Annotated in this window: 5 protein-coding genes; all 5 read left to right on the top strand. The window is 41.3% G+C overall.

The features are described 5' to 3' along the window. The coding region (locus WBM49_RS12165; RefSeq protein WP_424372323.1) for an N-acetylmuramoyl-L-alanine amidase family protein at positions 1-1,025 on the top strand (1,025 nt) is incomplete at its 5' end. Positions 1,026-1,079: 54 nt separating this feature from the next. Next, complete coding sequence (locus WBM49_RS12160) at positions 1,080-2,045, top strand: MlaD family protein (RefSeq protein ID WP_424372322.1); 966 nt, start codon at positions 1,080-1,082, stop codon at positions 2,043-2,045. Between the two features lie 3 nt (positions 2,046-2,048). Further along, positions 2,049-3,377, top strand: coding sequence for a 4Fe-4S dicluster domain-containing protein (locus WBM49_RS12155; RefSeq protein ID WP_424372321.1), 1,329 nt, complete (start codon positions 2,049-2,051; stop codon positions 3,375-3,377). 25 nt (positions 3,378-3,402) lie between these two features. Further along, a complete protein-coding gene (locus WBM49_RS12150; RefSeq protein WP_424372320.1) occupies positions 3,403-4,182 on the top strand; it encodes a (Fe-S)-binding protein in 780 nt (259 codons plus the stop codon). Between the two features lie 75 nt (positions 4,183-4,257). After that, a complete protein-coding gene (locus WBM49_RS12145; RefSeq protein ID WP_424372319.1) occupies positions 4,258-4,740 on the top strand; it encodes an ABC transporter ATPase in 483 nt (160 codons plus the stop codon). The last annotated feature ends 81 nt before the right edge of the window (positions 4,741-4,821 follow it).

Below are 4,821 nucleotides of genomic sequence, written 5' to 3'. Positions count from 1 at the left end.
AGGTGGTGTATACTCGTGATGACGATTCCTTTGTGGATCTTTTTCTACGCGGCGAGATAGCAAACAAGGCAGGAGCAGATCTTTTTGTCTCGGTCCATTGTGATTCCCATACATCCAACGCACATGGAGCAGGGACATTTGTATTGGGCTTAAATGCGAACAGACAAAATTTTGAGATTGCTAAGAAAGAGAACTCGGTGATCTATCTGGAAGATAATTACGAGGCACGCTATGCCAATTACGATATAAATTCTCCCGAGTCTGTTATTGGTCTCACAATAATGCAGGAAGAATTTTTGGATCAGAGTATATTGTTGGCAAAACTCATCCAAGAGAATTTTACCAGTCAGCTAAAACGAAATGACCGAAAAGTTAAGCAAGCCGGATTTATTGTTTTGCATCAAACTTTTATGCCCAGTGTATTGGTAGAAACCGGATTCCTGACCAATAAAGAGGAAGGTAAGTATTTGAATTCAGGAAAAGGTCAGGTCGAAATGGGCACTGCTATTGCGAAGGCGATCATCAATTATAAAAATAGCATCCCGGATGCCGAGACAGTGATCTCTAACGGAACAGCCGCCAATAAACCAGAAGAGATTATTCAGGAAGTAAAAAAAACAGATCCGGATATGCCAAAAAAAGAAAGTCTTCCGGAGGTCAGAAAAAATGTTGAAGCGGCCGAACCGGTTTCAAAGGAATCAAAAGAAGAGGTAGAAAAGAGTACCGCAGATTCAGAAACCAGAATGTTGGTTTCCAAAGGAGGGATCATTTTTAAGGTCCAGATCATGGCTTCTGCCAGGAATCTGCCCTTGAATTCTGCTGAGTTTAATGGTTTAAATAAGATATCAAAAGAACCGATTAATAATCTTTACAGATACCTGTATGGTGAAACAGACACCTACATGGGCGCAAAACTTCTTAAATCGAATGCCGATATGAAAGGTTTTACCACTTCTTATATCGTAGCCTACAAGGAGGGTAAGCGTATCCCACTGCAGGACGCTTTAAAATACGAAGGGGATTAATGATCGGCCTTCCGATTTTATTTCTAATTTTGTTTGAAACCAAAAAAATTGAAGTTGAAACTATCACGAGAAATTAAGACAGGTATCATTGTGATTGGGGGCATACTCCTTTTTATTTTGGGCTTCAGTTATTTGAAATCGACACCACTATTTGATGACAGCAAGGTTTTTTACGCCGTGTATAAAAATGTAGGAGGTTTACAGACCGGCACACAGGTTTCAATAAATGGCTTTAGTGTGGGAAAGGTGAATGATATTCAATTTAAAGACGATACCGGCGATCTGATGGTAACTTTTACGGTCTCCAGTAGTTTTGAATTTTCTAAGAACAGTGAGGCAGAATTATACGACACCGGAATTATCGGGGGCAAGGGAATTCAAATTAAACCTGTCTTTGATGGAGCTCCGATGGCGAAATCTGGAGATACTCTTGAGACCAACACACGTCCCGGATTAACAGAATTGGTGCAACAAAAACTTTCACCTTTACAGCTGAAGGTAGAGGGAGCGGTATCTAATGCCGATTCTCTTTTAATGAATGTCAATGATGTATTAGATGACAAGACCAAAAACAGTCTTCGCCAAAGTATACAAGGACTCACCACGGTAGTAGAGAATTTTAAGAAAACCGCCGGCACCTTTAACGAGCTTATGGATGCTAACAGGATGCATATAGACAGTTCCTTAAATAACATCAATACCCTGACCAGGAATTTCGCTCAACTATCAGATACTTTAGTTGCAACTAATCTTAGCGGTACCATTAAGAATTTGGAATCGACCATCAAAAACCTGGATGCCTTACTTGGAAAAATGGAAAAGGGAGAAGGCACGCTCGGTAAACTCATGAAAAATGAGGAATTATACGATAATTTAACGGCAGCCTCAAAAGAGTTAGACCTGTTACTACAAGATTTTCGATTGAATCCGAAACGCTATGTAAATGTTTCCGTATTTGGAAAGAAACAGATAGAGTATTCGCTTCCTCAAAACGACCCCGCACTTATTAATCAGCAGTAATTAATGGAATACCTTCCGAACATCATTTTTGCAGTACTCCTTATTCTGGGGGTAGGATTTTTCACAAGGAATGTAAAAAAACTCCGTAGAAATATTTTTCTGGGTAAACCGGCAGATCTTTCAGACAATACCTCCCAGCGATGGAAAAATATGGCACTTATTGCTCTGGGGCAATCAAAGATGGTGGTCAGACCTATTGCAGGATTCATGCATATCATTGTATATATAGGCTTTGTTGTCATCAACATTGAGGTATTGGAAATTATCATTGATGGCCTGTTAGGGACACATCGGATTTTTGCACCCCTGGGAAGACTATACGATATATTGATAGCCTCTTTTGAGATCCTGGCATTTCTTGTGATTGTGGCAGTGGTAATATTTTGGTTACGTCGGAATGCCTTAAAGATTGCAAGGTTTTTAAAGCCAGAAATGAAAGGGTGGCCAAAAAACGACGCTAACTGGATCCTTTATATTGAGGTGATCCTTATGGGATTGTTCCTTAGCATGAATGCTGCAGATCATCATCTACAGCAATTGGGCGAGGCTCATTATATTCAGGCCGGGGCCTTTCCGGTTAGTCAGTTTATTTCACCTTTATTTGATGGTCTCTCAGCAAGCACGGTAATTCTGATCGAAAGAACTGCCTGGTGGTTGCATATAGGGGGGATCTTGTTCTTCCTTAATTATCTTTATTATTCAAAGCATTTGCATATTCTCTTGGCGTTCCCGAATACCTATTACGGGAATTTAAATCCACAAGGACAATTCGCTAATCTTGAGGCTGTTACTAAGGAAGTGAAGCTTATGATGGATCCCAATGCAGATCCTTTTGCAGCTCCCGCAGAAGATGCGGCACCACCCGATAAATTTGGAGCCTCAGACGTGCAAGATCTTAAGTGGGTACAATTACTAAGTGCGTACACCTGCACAGAGTGCGGACGCTGTACCAGTGAATGTCCTGCAAACCAAACCGGGAAGAAATTGTCGCCAAGAAAGATCATGATGGATACCCGCGATCGTTTGGAAGAGGTGGGGCGGAACATTGATCAGAATAGCGGCACCTTTGTAGCGGATGGGAAACAATTGCTGGATGACTATATCAGCAGGGAAGAATTATGGGCCTGCACCTCCTGCAATGCTTGTGTAGAGGCTTGTCCGGTGAGTATAGATCCCTTGTCTATTATTATGGACATGAGGCAGTATTTGGTGATGGAGCAATCGGCCGCACCGGCAGAATTAAATGCCATGATGGGCAATATAGAGAACAATGGGGCTCCCTGGCCCTTTAATCAAATGGACCGACTCAATTGGGCAAACGAGTCGAAATAATATAGTATACTCAAGAAATAGCAACATGAATGTACCCACAATGGCATCGCTTTTTGCGGAAGGAAAACAACCAGAGATTTTATTTTGGGTTGGTTGTGCCGGTAGTTTTGATGACCGGGCAAAGAAGATCACCAAGGCTTTTGTGAAATTGCTGAACAATGCAGGTGTATCTTTTGCCGTATTGGGCACGGAAGAAAGTTGTTCCGGAGATCCGGCAAAAAGAGCTGGAAACGAATTCTTATTTCAGATGCAGGCAGTGACCAATATTGAGGTCATGAATGGATACGGGATCAAAAAGGTAGTAACAGCCTGTCCACATTGTTTCAATACCTTAAAAAATGAGTATCCCGGTTTAGGAGGTACTTACGATGTAGTGCACCATACACAGTTTTTAAAAGAACTGGTAGACGAAGGAAAAATCAGCTTAGAAGGTGGAACGTACAAGGGTAAACGAATTACCTATCACGATCCCTGTTATCTAGGCAGGGCAAATAATGTTTACGAGGCCCCGCGAGAACTTATTCAAAAGCTCGATGCCGAATTGGTTGAGATGAAAAACTGCAGATCCAGAGGGCTATGTTGTGGCGCCGGAGGGGCTCAAATGTTCAAAGAAGCCGAAAAAGGTGATAAGGAAGTAAATATTGAACGAACGGAACAAGCCATGGAAACACAGCCTGAGATCATCGCGGCAGCTTGTCCTTTTTGTAACACCATGATGACAGACGGTGTGAAAAACAAAGAAAAAGAAGCTTCCATAGCTGTTATGGATATTGCAGAGCTACTGGCAAGTGCACAAGATCTTTGACCTTTGTTTATTTTGGAATGATTTTAGTAAAGAAAGAAGGAGATAGAACGTTAAAAATTAATCTAAGAAAAAGAAATGATCACAACATTTACTGAATTACCTGATTCGGCCAGAATATGGATCTACCAGTCTAATAGAAACTTTACCGAAGAGGAGCTGAAAGAGATCAACGACCTGCTTACGCAGTTTTTAACTGAGTGGACCGCCCATGGAGCGGCTTTAGAAGCGGCCTTTGAGATCCGATATAACCGTTTTATTGTCATAGGACTGGATCAATCCAATGCTGCGGCCTCGGGTTGTTCAATTGATACCTCGGTTCACTTTATTCAAGGTTTGGAAAAACGCTACGGGGTAGAACTGATGGACAGGATGAATGTTTCCTTTAAACAAGGAGATTACATTACCTACAAATCCATGTCCGATTTTAAGAAAATGGCGAAATCCAAAGCCATCTCTAAAAACACCATTGTATTCAACAATTTGGTGGCCAATAAACAGGAATATTTGGAGCATTGGGAAGTACCGGCCTCTGAAAGTTGGCATGGCAGGTTTATTTAGTCTAGTTACCACAAAAACAGCATGTTATCTACTTTTGTGTGCAATATTTCTTCGGTAATGCAGTTAGAATCAATGATCAGA

It is taken from the genome of Muriicola sp., from assembly GCF_049669965.1.
In the GTDB taxonomy this organism is placed as follows: Bacteria; Bacteroidota; Bacteroidia; order Flavobacteriales; family Flavobacteriaceae; genus Muriicola.
This window is presented reverse-complemented; position numbering and strand designations above follow the sequence as displayed.